The sequence below is a fragment of the Nocardia transvalensis genome (assembly GCF_015477765.1).
GTDB lineage: Bacteria > Actinomycetota > Actinomycetes > Mycobacteriales > Mycobacteriaceae > Nocardia > Nocardia transvalensis_A.
Window position 1 is genome coordinate 70091 of the sequence record NZ_JADLQQ010000009.1, and the last position, 16613, is coordinate 86703.

The window sequence follows — 16613 nt, forward strand, 5'->3', positions numbered from 1 at the left end:
GATTGTCGCATTGCTGCCTGGGCCGCGAGTCCGACTTCGGACTACTCGTATCCGTTTCCAGCTCCGCGTGATTCTGCGCTGCATGCACCTTGCCGGACCGCCGGCCGGGGTCGGCGAACTCATCGGTGTCGTTGGCGAAGAAGGTGAAATTTCCATATGGGATTGTTCGAAGGTCCGATCAATATGCTGGGGCGGGCAGATAGCACCCTCGTGAGTGTCGACGCCGCGTTACAACACGCTGACGAGACGCTCACCGCCGTCGAGAGCACATTGGCCTCGGTCGAAACAATAATGCAGGCCACCGAGCGACGCCTGGCTGAAACGGGTACCGCGCTGGTGTCGATAAAGGAATTGATAGAACGCGCCAATACACAGTTCGGTCTGCTCGAGGAAGTCCTTGCAGCGGCCACCGATCTGGTTCAGCGACTCGAGGCGGTCACGCCTCCGCAGTCACGGTAATTCCCGGGACACAGGAAGTTTGGAGAAAGTCATGGGGCTGCCGGCAACCGCTGAGAGCTGGATCGAGGTCGACGACCAGCAGCTGATCAGCGACTCGGTCCGCACCGCATTGGGCCAGGTGGAAGACCTCTTGGTGACCGAAATTTCGAACGGCCCGTCGATCGTCGTCGACAAGGCACTGCATCTGGTGAACGCCGGTGGCAAACGGTTTCGGCCATTGTTCACCATCATGAGCGCACAGCTGGGTCCGCATCCGGATGATCCGCAGGTGGTCACGGCGGCCGCGGTGGCCGAGCTGACCCATCTGGCTTCGCTGTATCACGACGATGTCATAGACGAGGCGCCACTGCGCCGGGGCGTGGTGAGTGCAAATGCCCGCTGGAACAATACCGTCGCGATCCTCGCGGGAGACTATTTGCTGGCCACCGCCTTCCGATTGGCGACACAAATCGACGGCAAAGAACTCGAGCAGATGGTGGAAGACACCTTGATCCGGATGCTCACCGGGGAGATGCGCGAATCCATTGGAGTGCGCCCCGACGAGGATCCGGTTGCTCATTACATGGACGTGATCCGTGACAAGACCGGTGCCCTGATCGAGGCGTGCGCAGGAGCGGGCGCCACCTTCTCCGGTGCTACATCGGACGAAGTGGAACGTCTACGCAAATTCGGGAACGTTCTGGGCCTGATATTCCAGATATCCGACGACCTCCTCGACCTCGTGGCCGATCAGCAGCTGTCGGGGAAGGAACTGGGCACCGATCTGCGGGAGGGTGTTCATACGCTGCCGGTGCTCTTCGCATTGCGCGCACAGGGGACGGAGGCGGATCGATTACGTCGGTTGCTGTCCCATCCACTCGAGTCCGAGGCAGAAGTTGCCGAGGCACTGCGTCTGGTGGCCCGGTCGCCGGGCATAGCAGAAACGGTGCGGGTGCTGGATTCACTGAAGGCCGAGGCCGAATCATTGCTCGCGGCGCTGCCGCGGGGAGCGGGTAATGACGCGCTGCGACAGCTCGTCGAAATGACGGTCGAACGGGTCCGGTGAGTCGAATGTGTGTCCCCGAGCCCAGCGCGCGGGTTGTCCGAGACCAACTGTCGCTGCTGCGACTTCTGTACGACGAGTGCCTCGAGTCCATGACCCTGCGTCCGGGCTCGCCTGCGATGAACCTGTCGCGCAGGCCGGTGCGAGGCGCTGGCGGGCCTTACGCGGTGCTGGTGGATATCCGGCGCCGGATTGTGGATGTCTTGGCCGAGTGGGCGGACATGATCGTCGATGAGCGGGCATTACCCCACCAGCCCGCTCCCGACATCGCCGACCTGACCCGATTCCTTGCCGCACACGCCGATTGGCTGCTCGCTCATTCGAGCGCGCCCGATTTCGTCGAGGAGATCGATGATCTGGAGCGGATGACGCTGGCCGCTGTCGAGCGCGACGCGGGGGACCCGGTCGGGTCCTGCCCGGAGCCAGGGTGTGGCGCGGCACTGCGGTTCGACTGGGGGACGGGCACCTCGAGGGTGATCAGCTGCATGCGCGGGCACAGCGGGACGGTGGCGAACTGGGTGCTGCGAGTCCGGGGAGAATCCCCGGCGCCGACTCGGAGTGCGTGCCATCGAATGGTGCCGACCAAGGCGGCCGCGTTGGTGGCGGGTGTGCCGGAGGCGACGATTCGGCAATGGGCGCACCGGGGCAGGTTGCGGCGTTACGGCTCGAACGGCCGGCCGAAGTACGACCTGGACGAGGTCCTCGCGATCGCATGCGGAGGCGAAAGATGAAGTCCACGGCTGCCGTCCTCACGGGTCTGGGCGGATTCCTTCCCGGTCCGCCGATCGGCAATTCCGAGATCGCCGAGCGGCTCGGGGTGTCGCCCGAGTGGATCGTGCAGCGCACCGGAATCCACGCGCGCCATTACAGTCCGCCAGGCATGACCACCAGCGACCTCGCGTACGAGGCCGGTATGCGCGCCCTGGGCGGCGAGGATGCGGCGAGCATCGATCTGCTGGTACTGGCCACGACCACACCGGACCACCTCTGCCCGGCCACCGCACCCGCGGTCGCGGCCCGGCTCGGATCGGGCACCGTCCCGGCCTTCGACATCAGCGCGGTGTGCGCCGGATTCGTGTACGGAATGGCGGTCGCGACCGCGCTCGTCGAGTCCGGGATGGCCGAGCGCGCGATGGTGATCGGCGCCGAAATCTACAGCACCATCCTGGATCCGCACGATCGGTCGACCGCGGCGATCTTCGGTGATGGGGCGGGCGCCGTCGTCCTGCGCGCCGGGCAGCCGGAGGAACCAGGGGCCGTGCAGGCGATAGATCTGGGATCGGATGGTAGCCATGCCGATTTGATCATGATTCCGGGTGGAGGCGCCCGCGCCCGCTCCTCGCGAGCGGAGGCGCAGTGGAGCCCGTACTTCACCATGCAGGGGCGCCATGTGTTCGCCGAGGCAGTGCGGCGGATGGTCGAATCGTCGGCGGCCGTCACCAAGAAGGCCGGGTGGGACGGCGATGACGTCACGAAACTCGTCGCACATCAAGCAAATGTGCGAATACTGCGCGCGGTCGCCGACGAACTCGGGATGCCGCGGGAGCGCGCCGCGGTCCACCTGGACCGTGTCGGCAACACCAGTGCCGCATCCATTCCACTTGCCCTCGACCACATTCGGGGCGAGCTGCGCGCGGGGGATCGGATCGTCCTCACCGCGTTCGGTGGTGGCACGGCCTGGGGCTCGGTCGCGTTGACCTGGCCCGAGTTATGAAGGTGAAGGAACGTAACCATGACCAGGATAGGTTTGGCGGAGATTTCCGCGATCATGGACGAGTATTTCGAAGAGTTCTCCGGACCCATCGACGAGACCACGACCTACGACGATCTCGACTTCGATTCCTTGGTGCTCGTGGAGCTCGGGGAAAAGTTGTCGAGGCTCTACGGCATACCGCTTCCCGAGGAAGAGCTCGCCGAGACCACGACGTTCCGGGAGCTGATCGATCTCCTCAACCAGAAGATGGGCTGATGAACGCCGATGGGGTCGCGGCCGTCCCGCTGTCCTGGATCGGCCCGATCAGGATCACCGGCAATGCCGTGAACGACAACGTCTGCGTACCGTTGGCGACCTACGAATCGCCGCTGTGGCCTTCGGTCGCGCGGGGAGCGCGGGTGTCGCGCCAGTGCGATGGCGGAGTGGTCGTGACGGTGGTCGACGACCGGATGACCCGCTCGATTCTCTTGGAAACCGATTCGGCGTGCGACGCCTTCGCGGCGGCCCAGGCACTCCACGACCAACTGCCCGAGCTGCGTCGAATCGTCTCCACGACAAGCAGATTCGCCAGATTGGTGGCGATGCGGCACCAAATAGTGGGAAACATACTTTTCGTCCGGTTCGAATTCACCACCGGCGATGCGGCGGGCCACAACATGGTGACGCTGGCCGCGCAGCGATTGATCGAGGGGATCGTGGCCGGCATACCCGGTGTCCGGTACGGCTCCATCTCGGGCAACTACTGCACCGATAAGAAGGCGTCCGCGGTCAACGGAATCCTGGGGCGCGGTAAGAATGCCATCGCGGAGATTCTCGTACCCGTCGCGGTTGTCGCCCAGACTCTGCACACCACCGCGCGGCGGATCGTCGACCTGAACGTCCGGAAGAATCTGATCGGGACCACGCTGGCGGGCGGAGTGCGCAGCGCCAATGCGCACTATGCCAACATGCTGTTGGCCGTCTACCTGGCGACCGGACAGGACGGCGCCAATATCGTCGAAGGCTCGCAAGGCATTACCCATGCCGAGGACCGAGACGGTGATCTTTACTTCTCGTGCAGCCTGCCGAATCTGATCGTGGGCACCACGGGGAACGGCAAATCGATCGACTTCGTCGAGGAAAACCTCACCCGGCTCGGCTGCCGGGCGGAGCGAGGTGTCGGCGAGAACGCCCGCAGATTGGCGGGGATCGTCGCCGCGACGGTGCTGTGCGGCGAGCTGTCGCTGATGGCCGCGCAGACCGTACCCGGCGAGCTCATGCGTGCACATGTGCGTATGGAACGCAGTCTCAACGGGGATCACAAATGAATGTGTCAGTAGGAATTCACGACATCGCCTTTTCCAGCGGGCATTACGCCCTGGATTCGGCGACGCTAGCGGCACATCACGGCGTGAATGCTGCGAAATATATTGTGGGCCTGGGCCAAACCGCCCAGACCGTGCCGGCGGCGGATGAGGATATCGTGACGATGGCGGCGTGCGCGGCGCGCCGGATCATCGACCGGCACGGCACCGGCGGCATTCGCACCGTGCTGCTTGCGACGGAAACCGGAATAGACCAAGCGAAGTCGGCGGGGATCTACGTCCATCACTTGATCGGTCTGCCACCGGCCACCCGCGTGGTGGAACTCAAGCAGGCATGTTACTCGGGCACGTGCGCGCTGCAGATGGCGGCAGCGATGGTGGCTCGCGATCCCACCGAGCGGGTGCTGGTGATCGCGACGGATGTGGCCCGCTACGACCTGGACTCGAAAGGCGAGCCCACGCAGGGCGCCGGCGCCGTCGCGATGTTGATCGCGGCCGAACCCGCGGTCGCGGTGGTGGAACCGGTGTCGGGTGTGTATACCGCCGACATCGCGGACTTTTGGCGTCCCAACCATAGGACGACGGCGATCGCGGACGGGAAGTTGTCGATCGCGGCGTATCTGCACGCCGTCGAACAGGCATGGAAGGACTACGAGACGCGCGGCGGGCACGAGCTGTCGGCGTTCGCGGCCTTCTGCTACCACCAGCCCTTCACGAGGATGGCGTATAAGGCGCACGCCCGGCTGCTGGAAATGAACGGCGTCGCCGCGACGGACGAGCGCCTGCACCGGGATCTGCACGCCACGACCATCTACAACGCCGCAATCGGCAACAGCTATACGGCCTCGCTGTATATAGCGCTGCTGTCGCTGCTCGATCATGCCGACGACCTCGCGGGCAAGCCGATCGGCTTGTTCAGCTACGGATCGGGCTGCGTCGCCGAATTCTTCTCGGTCACCGTGGTTCCGGGATACCGCCGGCACCTGCGGACCGAGGTGAATCGGTCGGTGATCACCAACCGTGTCGGCATCTCCTATGAAAAATATCTGGCACTGCGCCGCGAACCCGACCCCGACCGGGACCGGGACATTCGCGTCGAGGGGCGCGGTCCGTTCCGGCTCTCGGCGGTGCGCGGATGTCGCAGGATCTACGAAGCCTCCGGCTAGGCGTCGCGACGAGCCACGCGAAGCTGATTCTGCTCGGCGAGCACACGGTGCTGTACGGGCAGCCTGCCATCGCGTTGCCGGTGCCGTCGCTGACGGTGACCGCGCAGGCCAGGCTTATCGACGGGCCGATGGTCATTCGGTCCGATGTGATCGGTGGCGGGCCTGTCGAGGCGATCGAGTTCGCGCGGATGGCGGTGACGACCGCCTGCGAGTACCTGAACGTGCCGGACGACGGCCTCCGGATCGATATCGTCGGCGGGATTCCGCTCGGGCGCGGACTGGGGTCGAGTGCGGCGACGGCTGACGCGGTGATCAGATCCGTTGCGGCGGTACGGAATACATTGCTGGGCGAACAGACCTGTTACGACCTGGTTCAGAAATGCGAGCAGCTCGCGCACGGTCGCGCCAGCGGTATCGATGCGCGAACGGTCACCTCGACGGAGCCTGTCTGGTTCCACGCGGGATCTACTGGACCGCTGCGGGTTTCAGGCAGGGCCTGGCTGGCCGTCGCCGATACCGGGATTCCGGGCAACACTCGGTGTGCTGTCGCCGCCGTTCGTGATCGACTCGGTGCGCTGGGCGAAGCCGGTAGCGCATTGCTGATGCGCGCGGGTCGGTTGGTGGCCGGGGCCCGTGACGATCTCGCTTCGGGACGCCACCGCGAGCTGGGCGTGAAAATGACCGAGGCGCACGCGATTCTGACCGAGCTGGGAGTGAGCTGCGCCGAACTGGACGCGTTGGTGGACAGTGCGCTTGCCGCGGGCGCCTTGGGCGCCAAGCTTTCAGGCGGCGGGCTCGGTGGCTGTGTCGTCGCACTGACCTCCGATTCGGCGAATGCGCAAGGCATCGCCGACGCACTGACGCAGGCGGGTGCCGAGCGCTGTTTCACGATGCCCCTGGCGGTATCCCGGCCCACTCATACGGGACGAGGTGACTCATGACAGTTCGAACCATGATCGATACTGCTGTGCGGTTCGCGATCGGACCGACGCAGGCCGAGCGGGTGAGCAGCCTGCTGTGGTCGGCCAGAATCTCGGAGCGGATCTGGTTCGACATTCTTCCACCGCTGACGTTCTTCTGTGTCCTGTACACCCAGTGGGTACCGCCGTGGAAGATCCTCGTCGGCGGCCTTGCGCTGGGGACGATCCATGTGGGCGCCACATTGGTCAACGATGCGATGGACGTCGAGGTCGACCGGGCGAGTTCGGAAAAGTCGCGCAGCGAGCGTGAATTGGCCACCGGCCGCGGCCGAGCCGGTGATTTCATCGTGCTCGGCGCGCTGCTCAGCCTGACCGGAATCGCGCTGGGGTTCGCGCTCTCGCCACTTGTCGGTGCGTTGGTGGCCGGTGCGGTCGTCGTGGCTACCGCCTACAACGTTCCGCCGCTGCGGCTTTCGGGGCGGCCGATCTGGCCACAGCTGATGTGGCCGACGATCTGGCTGTTGATATTCGCCATCGCGGGCCTGGTCATCGAGACCGGCAAATGGCACATCGCCTGGCCCTACGCGGTTTTCGTGGCACTGTTCGCGGGCTTGGGCGAAGGCATCGCCCAGGACGTGCGTGATGCCGACAACGACGCGGCGGGCGGGCGGCGCACGACCCCGGTGGTGTTCGGTGTGCGGCGCTCGTGCTGGACGGCGTGGGCGGCGCAGATCGCCGGTCTCCCGGCGTGGCTGCTGTTCTGCGTGCTGTATCCGATGCCGCTCATCGTTGCGGTAGTGGGTGCCGCGATCCTGCTCGGCTGGGGGATCGTGCTGGCCACCCTCACGCGCACACTGAGCGTCGGTTTCGACAAGAGAGCCGCGAGGCTGACTCACGTCGGAACCATCTCCACCTTCGCGGCGATGAACGTCGTCACGATCGCCGGAGTGATCGTCCGGTAGTGGGGGAGTCGGATATGGACAGCCGCACGGTCACCGCGATCGCATATCCGAATATCGCGCTGGTCAAGTATTGGGGCAAGCGTGACGAGGACTTCATCCTGCCGATCACCGGCAGTCTGTCGATGACGCTCGATATTTATCCGACCACGACCACGGTCCGACTTGCACCGGGCGCCGAGCGCGATACGGTCACCGTCGACGGAATTCCGGCTATAGGGGAGATGTACGGCCGCATCGTACGGTTCCTCGACCTGATCCGGGCGCTGGCCGGGCGCAGCGGCCGCGTCGCCGTCGAGACACACAACTCGGTACCGACCGGTGCCGGTCTGGCCTCCTCGGCCAGTGGGTTTGCCGCGCTGGCGGTTGCGGCCACCGCCTGCTTCGGTTGGACGGTTGCCCCGGCCGACCTATCGAGACTGGCTCGACGCGGATCCGGATCGGCGAGCCGGTCCATATTCGGTGGCTTCACGGTGTGGCATGCCGGAACGGGAATCGGCGCGGCCGGGGATCGGTCGTCCTATGCGGAGCCGATCGATGCCGCCCTCGATCTGGCGTTGGTGGTGGCGGTGGTCGACGAGCGCCACAAGTCGGTGTCGAGCCGAGAAGCCATGCGGCACACCGTCGCAACGTCACCGTTGTATTGGTCATGGGCCGTGTCCAGCACTGTTGATCTGGCCGAGATGAGGTGCGCCATCACACGCGGTGATGCGGCCGCGGTCGGTGAGATCGCCGAACGCAATGCGTTCGGGATGCACGCCACGATGTTGGCCGCACGACCGTCGGTTCGCTACCTGTCGCCCGCTTCACTCGAGGTGGTCGATCGGGTGGTTCTCCTGCGGCAGAACGGCATCGCGGCCTACGCCACGATGGATGCGGGGCCCAATGTCAAGGTGCTGTGCCCCGGTGCGGCGGTCGATGACGTAGCCGCAGCGCTGAAAGCGTTGGACTGCACGTCTTCGGTGCGGATCGCCCGGCCGGGACCTGCAGCGCGGATATCGCGGGGGGAGCAGTGATTACGCGGCGGGTTCCCGGAAAGCTTTTCATCGCGGGCGAGTTCGCGGTGGTCGAGCCCGGCGGCAGCGCACTTCTCATCGCGGTCGACCGGTACGTCACGGTCGATGTTGCGGCGGGACGGGATGCCGATGTGACGGTGACGACGGACATCGGCGATCACACAGCGCGTTTCGGCTGGAGCGGCGGTCGTCTGGCGCCCGTGGACGAATCGGTTGTCGACAGTCGATGGGCCTATGTGATCTCGGCACTCGAGGTCACCGGACAACTGCTCACGGATCTGGGGCGACCAGTGCGGTCGATCTCGGTGGCGATCGCCAGCACGCTGCACGACGAGGGCATCAAACTCGGACTCGGGTCCAGTGCGGCCGTCACCGTCGGGGTGGTCGAGGCCGTGGCTCGATACCACGGCTGGCATCCGCATGCCGACGAGACCTACCGGCTCGCCCTGATCGCCGCCGCCCGAGTGGACCCTCGCCCATCCGGCGCCGACCTCGCCGCGTGCGTCTGGGGTGGATGGCTTCACTATCGATCTCCCGACCGCGCGGCGGTGCTGGACATGCTGGCGCGGCACGGGATTTGGGAAACGATCCATGCGCCATGGCCCGGATTGTCGGTAACCCCGCTACGGGCCGCGACGAGGACCGAATTGTTGGTCGGCTGGACTGGAACACCGGCGTCGACGGGGGAGCAGGTCGGCAAGCTCGACCTGACCGCACCGCCTTACCGCGCCTTCCGCAACGGCAGCGCCAATTGTGTCGCGGCGATGGTGAAAGCGATTGTGGAGGGCAATGATTCGGAACTGCTCAACCAAGTCGGGCGAGCCCGCGGGCTGTTGCACGAGTTCGACAGCGTTGCCCGGCTGGGCATCTTCACCGATCGCCTGACCGCCCTGTGCGACGCCGCCGCGGCCTGCGGCGGCGCAGCGAAACCCGCGGGCGCGGGCGGCGGTGATTGCGGCATCGCGCTGCTCGACGCCGAAAGCCGTTCAGCCGCAGCGCAACTGCGGGCGCTGTGGCGCGCATCGGGTATCCGGCCGCTGTCGTTGCGGGTCTCGGAGCCTCGATAGTCGGAACACCATGGAGGTGAACTCGGATGAGTGGCAACGGAGCCTCTGCATTCGCCAACGTCGTGACGAGCCGCGATGCCGCGCGTGACCATCTGCTGGGCCTGCAGTCCGAGGCCGGATGGTGGACGGGCGAGGTCGAGTCGAACGTCACGATGGAGGCCGAGGACCTGCTCCTGCGTGAATTTCTCGGCATCCGCACCGAGCAGATCACGGTGGAGACGGCGGCCTGGATCCGTTCATGCCAGAACGACGACGGTACGTGGAGCATCTTCTTCGGCGGGCCGCCCAACCTGTCGACGACCATCGAGGCCTACGTGGCGCTGCGCCTGGCCGGGGACGACCGGGACGAAGCGCACATGGTGCGGGCCGAAACCTACATCCGCGGTCAAGGAGGCATCGGCTCGGCGCGACTGTTCACCCGAATCTGGCTGGCGTTGTTGGGCCAGGGGTCCTGGCATGATCTTCCGGCCATGCCGCCGGAGGTGATGTTCCTCCCGGCGTGGGCTCCGCTGAACCTGTACGACTGGGCAGCCCCGCCGCGTCAGACGATCGTGCCGCTGACCATCATCACGGCGGTGCGGCCCTGCCGACCGCTGCCGATCGACCTGTCCCACTTGAATACCGGGAGGCGTCCACAGCGGGTGAGCCCGCGGAGGTGGCGTGCCGTGTTCGGCGGTCTCGACCGCGTGCTGCATCTCTACGAGCGGCGGCCGGTCCGCAGGCTGCGCCGTGCGGCGCTGCGGCGTGCGGCCGAATGGATCCTGGCCCGTCAAGAGGCCGACGGCTCGTGGGGCGGCATCCAAACGCCCTGGGTCTACTCGCTGATCGCGCTCCATCTTCTCGGGTACGACCTGGACCACCCGGTCATGCGGCGGGGCCTGGACGGCCTGGATCGGCTCACGATCCGGGAGAAGACCTCCCGCGGCGTCCTTCGCCGGTTCCAGACCTGCCAGTCCCCGATCTGGGACACCGCGCTGGCGATCGGGGCACTTGCCGATGCGGGGGTGCCCGGCGACCATCCGGCGCTCCTCGAGGCCGCCGGATGGCTGCTCGATCACCAGACTCACGGTCCGGGCGACTGGTCTGTGCGGCGGCCCGATCTGGCCCCCGGGGGCTGGTCGTTCGAGTTCTGCAACGAAAGCTATCCGGACACAGACTGTACGGCGGTCGCCGTGGTGGCACTTCGCCGCGTACAGGATCGGACTCGTGCGGCCGACATCGACAGAGCCATCGGTCGCGCGACCCGGTGGCTGGCCGGGATGCAGTCGCGGGACGGCGGGTTCGGTGCGTTCGACGCCGACAACACAAGCACACTATGCGCCAAGGTGCCGTACTTCGAGTCGGGCCAGCTCGTCGACCCTCCGACCAACGACGTCACAGCGCACGTCGTCGAGGCGCTGGCCCTGGCGGGACCAGCCCGGTCGGAAACCGTCCGCCGGGGGGTGGCATGGCTGCTGCGTTCCCAGCGAGAGGATGGTTCGTGGTCCGGACGATGGTTGGTCAATCACATCTATGGCACCGGTGCCGCAATACCGGCGCTCATGGCCACCGGTGCTCACCCGGCGGAACTGCCTGTCCGCCGGGCGATCCGGTGGCTGTGCGACCATCAGAACCCTGACGGCGGCTGGGGCGAGGACCCGCGCTCCTATGCCGACCCGGCCTGGGGCGGGCGCGGCACCTCCACGCCCTCCCAGACGGCGTGGGCGCTGCTCGCCCTGCTGGCGGCGGAAGAGCTGTCGCCCACGGTCGACCGCGGCATCGGCTGGCTCGTCCAGCACCAGCGACCCGACGGCACATGGGACGAACCGCAGCACACCGCCACGGGCTATCCCGGTGACCTCTATTTCAACTTCCACCTCATGCGGCTGGTGTTTCCGCTGCGCGCGCTCGGCCTGTACGTCGCGGCGCACGCCCGCCGAGAACGACAGGCGGCATTGCGATGAGAGGGCAACCCGATATCGCGCGACGGCACATGCGGCGACGGACCGGCGACTTCGAGTTGAGGCGGGGTGACTCCTGGCTCGCCCGATACTGGATTGCCCTGGTCGTGGTTGCCGCGCTCGCCGTCATGGGGATGGTTCTGCTGCTCCGCGAGGAGGTCGCGATGGCATGTGACTGCGAAGGAGAGAGAACTCCTGCGGCGAATGTGAATGTGGGCGATAAGACGGTCACCTACGAGATCACTGCGCAGGGTGCTGCATTCGGTCGAGTCAGCTACTTGGACGAGCAGTCGAATGCCGCAAAGGGGGAGAAATCTCTTCCGTGGTCGACGCAGATACACACCAACGGCCGGGCGATCCCCGCCGGAGTGCTCGCCGGATCGGATGAAGGTTCGCTGCAGTGCCGCATCCTCGTCGACGGCGAAGAGCGGGCCCGGGATTCGGCGGCCGGACCGCACGCCGTCGTCAGCTGCAATCTGCCTGCGGTGTGACTCAGGAGGTCGATCCCATGTTCGGTCCGGGCAATCCAACCTTCGCCGATGCGCTTCGCCGAGGATCGTTCGCGCGCGCCGCTCGCCTGCTTGTCCGTGCGGTCCTCGATATCGTGCGCGGCACGGACGCATCGGCGGAGTCGGGCCGACGCAGCGTCTCGAGAATTCTTCGCCGGTGGGCCCCTGTGGCGGTCGGGGCCTGGGTCGTGCTCGCCGCTGCCTTGAATGTGACAGGCCCGCAGCTGGAACGAGTGATCGAAAACCACTCCGGGGGATTCGTACCCGGCAATGCGATCTCGGCGGTCGCCCTGAAGGAGATGGGAGCGGCCTTCGACGAATCCGATACCAACAACATCGTTTTCGTGCTCCTCGAGCGGCCGGACGACCCGCTGGGCGACGGTGATCGCCGCTACTACAGCGACCTGCTGGCCGAGTTGCTGAAGGACCGGTCGCATGTGCAATCGGCGATGGACGTCTGGTCGAATCCACAGACGGCGGTGGCCAATCAGAGTGCCGACGGCAAGGCCGCCTATGTCATGGTGCGGCTGACGGGCGAGATGGGTACGACCCAGGCGCAGCAGTCCATTCAGGCCGTGCGCGATCTCGTTGCGGCCCAGCCGAAACCGGCCGGCCTGAACGTCTATGTGACCGGCCCGTCGACCACGGCCGGTGACACACTGACCACGGCCGACCGCAGCATGCTCATATTGACCGCCGTCACCGCCGTGGTGATCATGCTGTTGCTGCTCGTCGTGTATCGCTCCGCGGTGACGGCATCGGTTCCGCTGATCACGGTCGGGCTCACTCTCGCCGTTACCCGCCCCGTCGTGGCCTTGCTCGGTGAACGTGATCTGATCGAGGTGTCGATCTTCGCCAGTGCCCTGGCGTCCGGGCTGATCCTGGGCACCGGCACGGACTACGGAATCTTCTTCCTCGGCCGCTACCAGGAGGCCCGGCGACAGGGCATGGGATTCGTCGATGCCCATCGCAATGCCTACCGCTCGGTTGCGCCGGTGATCGTCGCGTCGGCGTTGACCCTGGCCGCCGCCTGCGCCTGCATGCGCACCAGCCAGCTGGGACTGCTGCGCACCGCGGGCCCGGCCAGTGCGATCGGGATGCTGATCGGTGGTGCCGCGGCCTTGACGTTGACCCCCGCGCTGGTGGAGATCTACCGCCACCTGGGGTTCCTGGAGCCGAGACCGACGCGCTCACCCCGCCGTTGGCGGCGGATCGGAACCCATGTCGTGCGCTGGCCCGTCCCCATCCTCTGTGCCTGCATCGCCCTGCTGGTGCTGTGCGCGGCGGCATTGCCGACCATTCGAATCGGTTACAACGAGCGAGCCATGCAACCGGGTGACACCCCGAGCAACCTCGGTTACCAGGCGGCGGACCGGCACTTCCCGAAAAACCGTCTCTCGCCCGACTTTCTGCTGATTTCCGCCGATCACGACTTGCGAAACTCCTCGGATCTGACTGCCATCGAACAGATCACGGCGAGTATCGCCCGCATTGCCGACGTCAGCGCGGTCCAGAGCGCCACCCGCCCGCTCGGCGTGCGGTTGGAGCAGGGCTCGGTCCTGTATCAGGCCGGCTACATCGGCAACCGGCTGGATCTGGGCTCGATGGTCCTCGAACAACGCTTCGAGGAGCTGTCCGCCCTCGACGACAGCCTGCGGAACGTGATCGGCGAACTCGACTCCCTGGCGCAGCAGGTGGACGGCGGCAGCGCCGGGCTGGACCGGGTCACCGCTGGTTTGAGCGATGTGCGAGCCCAGACCGGGCAGCTGCAGCAACTGGCCGCCGATGTCAACGAAATAGCCGCTCCGGCACGGCCATTCATCGATCACCTGAACTGTGCGGGCGAGCAGCTGTGCACGACCGCACAGCGCGCCCTGGGGGCACTCGACGACGTGGGACAGGTCTCGGCAACGGTGGAGCAGATCATCCAGGGATCGAATACCGCATTGGAGGCGATGCGAGCCGCGGGCGGCAGTATTCCGGCACTGCAGAGCTCGATCGCTCGGATGCAGTCCTCGGCCGAAGCCATGACCGGCATGGTTCGGATCCTCGTCCCGCAATTGCGCGACCTCACCACGTATCTCCAAGGCTTGGGAAACAACACCAGCGCAAGCGGATCCGGGCCATTCCACCTTCCGGAGGAAGCCTTCTCCGACCCTCGTTTCCAGACCGCCTTGAAATACCTGATCTCCGCGGATGGGAAGACCACGCGGATCATCGTCTACGGCGAGAGCGAAAGCTTCAGTGCCGAGGGGATCGCCCGCGCCCGGGCGATCGAAGACGCCGCGGCGGCGGCGATCAAGGACACTCCGCTGCAGGGCAGCGCACTGGCGGTCGGCGGCGTCGGCGCGACGATGGCCGACATCCGGACGATCGCCGCCCACGACTTTCGCATCCTGATGATCATCGTGCTCATCCTGCTGTTCCTCATCATCCTGATCATGCTGCGCAGCCTCGTGGCAGCCCTGGCAGTCTTGGCAACGGCCGTGCTCTCCTACCTCTCCGCACTGGGCGTGGGTGTGCTGGTCTGGCAGCACCTCCTGCATCAACCGCTGCACTGGGCCGTGCCACCCTTGACGTTCATGGCCCTGGTGGCCGTCGGCGCCGACTACAACCTCCTGTTCACCTCGCGGCTCAGGGAAGAAGCCGGTGCGGGGCTGAAGATCGGAACCATTCGCGCGTTCGCAGGCACCGGGGGAGTGGTCACCACCGCCGGGATCGTCTTCGGAGCAACCATGTTCGCCCTGGTCAGCAGTAGCAGCACCATCATCGTGCAGATCGGCTCGATCATCGGGATCGGCCTGCTGCTGGACACGCTGATCGTCCGCGCACTTCTCCTGCCCGCCATCGCCGTCCGCCTGGGCCGGTGGTACTGGTGGCCGTTACGCCGCGTGCCCGTCCGGTAGTGACGGCGCACAGGCAACGCAGGGGGTCGAAATGTGGAGGTAGTTCGATGGCCGAGTCCGAGAGTGACCGCGCCGACATGATCACGCCGCGCCAGGTTCGGGACGTGCTGATGAATCCCCGTCGGCTGATCCCGTTCCTACTGGCGGTCGCCGGCTACGCCTTTGCCGGGGTCACCGTGCCCCTGCTGTTGTTGTTCGCCGGAGACTGGTGGCTGCCCAAGACGGTCGATCGCGGGCCGCACCTGTCGACCGTCCCGTCGATCGTGGTCGACGTGTTGCTGCTGGCCTTGTTCGGCATACAGCACTCGGGCATGGCCCGGTCTTCATACAAGTCGCTCATCACCCGCTGGGTGCCCGACGCCCTCGAACGCACGGTTTACATCGTCATGACCTGTCTGGCGGTGTGGGCTCTGTGTCTGGGCTGGCAGCCGCTGCCGTACCGGGTCTGGTCGGCCGACGGCATCGTCGGGATAGTGCTCGACGCCGGGTTCTGGCTCGGTGTCGTGCTGGTCTACACGGCCACGCTGCTGCTGAACCACTTCCACCTGCTCGGTATCGGTCAGGCCTACCGCCGCTACGTGATTCGGGTGCCCGACGCGACCTCCGACCGACTACAGATGCACGGTCCTTATCGCCTGGTGCGCCACCCTCTGATGACCGGCCTGCTGCTCTGCTTCTGGTGCGCGAGCACGCTCACGGTCGGGCGCCTGCTGTGGGCAGCCGGCTTGACCGGCTACATTTTTCTGGGCACCGTCCTGGAGGAGCGCGACCTCGGCGCTCGCTTCGGCGCGGCCTATCGCGCCTACGCCGGCAAGGTACCCGCCTTTTTCCCGTCGCTGTTCAGTACTTCCGCGCGAGCGCGTCTCCGCGGTTCCCACGCTTTCCGTCGCTCGACTCAGCGACCATGAAGGTTACCGAGCGCCATGAGAATTCGACGTCTGCTCGTATTGGTCCTGCAGACGCTGCTTCAGGACGGAGAGGACCTGTTTAGCGGGCAGCAGCACTATCCAGATCCATTTGGCGGCGAGTGCCGAGCCCAGGACGAGGGCGATGAACACCGACAACAGCATGATCAGCACGGTTGTGCCCAGATCGAGCAGGGAGAAGCGGTATTCGTCGTGTGTCATCGGAGCGTCGAGCAGCTCCGGATGCCGCCGCTGGTACAGCACGAGCACCAGGTGGACCGCCGCCACCGCGGCGATGGTGCCGGAGTAGGTCGCCACCGACTGCGGATGGTGGCCGTATTCGGACAACAGTGCCGTGGGGAATGGCATGAGCGCGACCAGGCCCAGCCCTAGCAGTGTCGCCCGGGTCGTCACGTCGTCGGCATGGCGGACACCCTGGAGGATTCGGCGCTGGTCTCGCCAGAACGCGGCGATGACCACGAAACTGAGCGCGTACGCCAGTATCTGGGGGATCGTTCGACGCAGCGCGTCGAGGAACTCCTCCTCGTTCAGGCCGGGGCGCACCTCGATTGTCAACACCAACAGCGTGATCGCGATGGCGTACACGCCGTCGGATAACGCCCACAACCGCTCCGGACCGGAGGCCCTGGCAGCAAGCCCACGCACCAGGCAGATCGTACTGATTTACCGCCGATGACCTCGGCAA

16 protein-coding genes are annotated in these 16613 nt (G+C 66.0%); 15 read left to right on the top strand and 1 reads right to left on the bottom strand.

Translation table 11 applies throughout. From position 1 onward, the window contains the following. Positions 1–156 precede the first annotated feature (156 nt). The 15 genes from IU452_RS25925 (at position 157) to IU452_RS25995 (ending at position 15910) form a co-directional block, all read left to right on the top strand. Positions 157–459 (top strand): hypothetical protein, encoded by a 303-nt coding sequence (locus tag IU452_RS25925; protein WP_195111789.1) that lies wholly within the window; start codon positions 157–159, stop codon positions 457–459. 31 nt (positions 460–490) lie between these two features. Continuing rightward, on the top strand, positions 491–1504 hold the full coding sequence (locus IU452_RS25930; RefSeq protein ID WP_195111790.1) for a polyprenyl synthetase family protein: 1014 nt from the start codon (positions 491–493) through the stop codon (positions 1502–1504). A 5-nt stretch (positions 1505–1509) separates the two neighbouring features. Beyond that, on the top strand, positions 1510–2232 hold the full coding sequence (locus IU452_RS25935) for a helix-turn-helix domain-containing protein (protein WP_195112047.1): 723 nt from the start codon (positions 1510–1512) through the stop codon (positions 2230–2232). Beyond that, entirely contained in the window at positions 2229–3215 is a 987-nt protein-coding gene (locus IU452_RS25940) for a beta-ketoacyl-ACP synthase III (RefSeq protein ID WP_195111791.1), read from the top strand. The genes IU452_RS25935 and IU452_RS25940 overlap by 4 nt, the downstream gene beginning before the upstream one ends. Before the next feature lie 18 nt (positions 3216–3233). After that, entirely contained in the window at positions 3234–3470 is a 237-nt protein-coding gene (locus tag IU452_RS25945; RefSeq protein WP_195111792.1) for an acyl carrier protein, read from the top strand. Beyond that, positions 3470–4522, top strand: a complete 1053-nt coding sequence (locus IU452_RS25950) for a hydroxymethylglutaryl-CoA reductase (protein WP_195111793.1) — start codon at positions 3470–3472, stop codon at positions 4520–4522. Before IU452_RS25945 ends, IU452_RS25950 begins: the two co-directional genes overlap by 1 nt. Beyond that, positions 4519–5685, top strand: a complete 1167-nt coding sequence (locus IU452_RS25955) for a hydroxymethylglutaryl-CoA synthase (protein WP_195111794.1) — start codon at positions 4519–4521, stop codon at positions 5683–5685. Before IU452_RS25950 ends, IU452_RS25955 begins: the two co-directional genes overlap by 4 nt. Beyond that, positions 5655–6626 carry a mevalonate kinase gene (mvk, locus tag IU452_RS25960; RefSeq protein WP_195111795.1) on the top strand — a complete coding sequence of 324 codons (972 nt, stop codon included), beginning with the start codon at positions 5655–5657 and terminating at the stop codon, positions 6624–6626. Before IU452_RS25955 ends, mvk begins: the two co-directional genes overlap by 31 nt. 11 nt (positions 6627–6637) lie before the next feature. Then, positions 6638–7567 carry a UbiA family prenyltransferase gene (locus IU452_RS25965; RefSeq protein WP_195111796.1) on the top strand — a complete coding sequence of 310 codons (930 nt, stop codon included), beginning with the start codon at positions 6638–6640 and terminating at the stop codon, positions 7565–7567. Positions 7568–7581: 14 nt separating this feature from the next. Then, positions 7582–8580: a diphosphomevalonate decarboxylase gene (gene mvaD, locus IU452_RS25970; RefSeq protein ID WP_195111797.1), complete on the top strand. Its 999-nt coding sequence runs from the start codon at positions 7582–7584 to the stop codon at positions 8578–8580. Continuing rightward, positions 8577–9647, top strand: coding sequence for a phosphomevalonate kinase (locus IU452_RS25975; protein ID WP_195111798.1), 1071 nt, complete (start codon positions 8577–8579; stop codon positions 9645–9647). The genes mvaD and IU452_RS25975 overlap by 4 nt, the downstream gene beginning before the upstream one ends. Before the next feature lie 26 nt (positions 9648–9673). Further along, a complete protein-coding gene (gene shc, locus IU452_RS25980; RefSeq protein ID WP_195111799.1) occupies positions 9674–11590 on the top strand; it encodes a squalene--hopene cyclase in 1917 nt (638 codons plus the stop codon). Continuing rightward, complete coding sequence (locus IU452_RS25985) at positions 11587–12078, top strand: MmpS family transport accessory protein (RefSeq protein WP_195111800.1); 492 nt, start codon at positions 11587–11589, stop codon at positions 12076–12078. The genes shc and IU452_RS25985 overlap by 4 nt, the downstream gene beginning before the upstream one ends. 185 nt (positions 12079–12263) lie before the next feature. Beyond that, positions 12264–15002, top strand: coding sequence for an RND family transporter (locus IU452_RS25990; protein WP_324192824.1), 2739 nt, complete (start codon positions 12264–12266; stop codon positions 15000–15002). A gap of 47 nt (positions 15003–15049) precedes the next feature. Then, entirely contained in the window at positions 15050–15910 is an 861-nt protein-coding gene (locus tag IU452_RS25995) for a methyltransferase family protein (protein ID WP_195111802.1), read from the top strand. Between the two features lie 3 nt (positions 15911–15913). Here the strand turns inward: IU452_RS25995 and IU452_RS26000 are convergent, their stop codons facing one another. After that, complete coding sequence (locus IU452_RS26000; RefSeq protein ID WP_324192825.1) at positions 15914–16573, bottom strand: TMEM175 family protein; 660 nt, start codon at positions 16571–16573, stop codon at positions 15914–15916. Positions 16574–16613 lie beyond the last annotated feature (40 nt).

What these genes read in the sequence shown, in the direction of transcription:
- IU452_RS25955 (WP_195111794.1), top strand. Translation starts at nt 4,519, where the DNA reads ATGAATGTGTCAGTAGGAATTCACGACATCGCCTTTTCCAGCGGGCAT.
- IU452_RS25935 (WP_195112047.1), top strand. Translation starts at nt 1,510, where the DNA reads ATGTGTGTCCCCGAGCCCAGCGCGCGGGTTGTCCGAGACCAACTGTCG.
- IU452_RS25925 (WP_195111789.1), top strand. Translation starts at nt 157, where the DNA reads ATGGGATTGTTCGAAGGTCCGATCAATATGCTGGGGCGGGCAGATAGC.
- mvk (WP_195111795.1), top strand. Translation starts at nt 5,655, where the DNA reads ATGTCGCAGGATCTACGAAGCCTCCGGCTAGGCGTCGCGACGAGCCAC.
- IU452_RS25965 (WP_195111796.1), top strand. Translation starts at nt 6,638, where the DNA reads ATGATCGATACTGCTGTGCGGTTCGCGATCGGACCGACGCAGGCCGAG.
- IU452_RS25950 (WP_195111793.1), top strand. Translation starts at nt 3,470, where the DNA reads ATGAACGCCGATGGGGTCGCGGCCGTCCCGCTGTCCTGGATCGGCCCG.
- shc (WP_195111799.1), top strand. Translation starts at nt 9,674, where the DNA reads ATGAGTGGCAACGGAGCCTCTGCATTCGCCAACGTCGTGACGAGCCGC.
- mvaD (WP_195111797.1), top strand. Translation starts at nt 7,582, where the DNA reads ATGGACAGCCGCACGGTCACCGCGATCGCATATCCGAATATCGCGCTG.
- IU452_RS25930 (WP_195111790.1), top strand. Translation starts at nt 491, where the DNA reads ATGGGGCTGCCGGCAACCGCTGAGAGCTGGATCGAGGTCGACGACCAG.
- IU452_RS25985 (WP_195111800.1), top strand. Translation starts at nt 11,587, where the DNA reads ATGAGAGGGCAACCCGATATCGCGCGACGGCACATGCGGCGACGGACC.
- IU452_RS25945 (WP_195111792.1), top strand. Translation starts at nt 3,234, where the DNA reads ATGACCAGGATAGGTTTGGCGGAGATTTCCGCGATCATGGACGAGTAT.
- IU452_RS25940 (WP_195111791.1), top strand. Translation starts at nt 2,229, where the DNA reads ATGAAGTCCACGGCTGCCGTCCTCACGGGTCTGGGCGGATTCCTTCCC.
- IU452_RS25995 (WP_195111802.1), top strand. Translation starts at nt 15,050, where the DNA reads ATGGCCGAGTCCGAGAGTGACCGCGCCGACATGATCACGCCGCGCCAG.